At 39.5% G+C, this 866-nt stretch carries 1 protein-coding gene; it reads left to right on the top strand.

Translation table 11 applies throughout. The annotated features are described in order from the left end of the window. Positions 1 to 15 precede the first annotated feature (15 nt). Positions 16 to 866, top strand: an 851-nt coding sequence (locus tag HMPREF9073_RS01760) for a type IX secretion system membrane protein PorP/SprF (protein WP_034555113.1), incomplete at its 3' end; no start/stop codon positions are given.

The following is an 866-nucleotide window of genomic DNA, read 5'->3' as shown; positions in this document are numbered from 1 at the left end:
TTTTCAGCACTAACAATGTTATTCTGTACCGAGATTTTTGCCCAACAAGAATCTCAATATACTCAGTATATGTATAATACGATGCTCTTTAACCCTGCTTATACAGGGTCACGTGAAGTGGGGAGTCTCTTTGGAATGTTTCGTACTCAATGGGTAGGTATCAGTGGAGCACCTACCAATGGGAGCATCAGTTATCACCAACCAATGGAACGCTTGCGCAATATAGGCTTGGGCGGGAGTATCTTCCGCGAAAGTATAGGACCTCAAACCCAAACCGATTTGGCGATAGATGTATCGTATACCCTAAACTTTGAAAATTCTAAGTTAGCCTTTGGTATCAATGGATCAGCAAGTATATTTCAAATAGATTATAACGAACTGCGCAAACAAGATAATTCTGATCCCAGTCTTGAGGGCACAGAGAGCGTATTTTCACCTAACATAGGGGCTGGAGTTTATTGGTATACCGATAAATACTACATAGGTTTTTCAGTGCCTAATATGCTCGAAACAACTCATTATAATAACAGTTCAGTATCAGTGTTGAAAAATTCACAACACCTATATTTGATAGGAGGTTATGTATTTGATCTTACTGAGAATACAAAATTCAAACCCGCTGTACTATCAAAAGTATCCTTTGGAGCTCCTTTGCAGTTAGATTTCTCAGCAAACTTTATGTTCAACGAAAAATTTGTGATAGGAGGGGCTTATCGCTGGTCGGCAGCGGTGAGTGTAATGGCAGGTTTTCAAATCAACGACCGTTGGTTTGCAGGGTATGGATATGATTTTGAAACTACCGAATTGCGCAAATACAACTCAGGTTCACACGAAATCTTCTTGCGTTATGAATTGGTAAAAACCTA

This window comes from Capnocytophaga sp. oral taxon 326 str. F0382, from assembly GCF_000318295.1.
Classification (GTDB): domain Bacteria; phylum Bacteroidota; class Bacteroidia; order Flavobacteriales; family Flavobacteriaceae; genus Capnocytophaga; species Capnocytophaga periodontitidis.
This window is presented reverse-complemented; position numbering and strand designations above follow the sequence as displayed.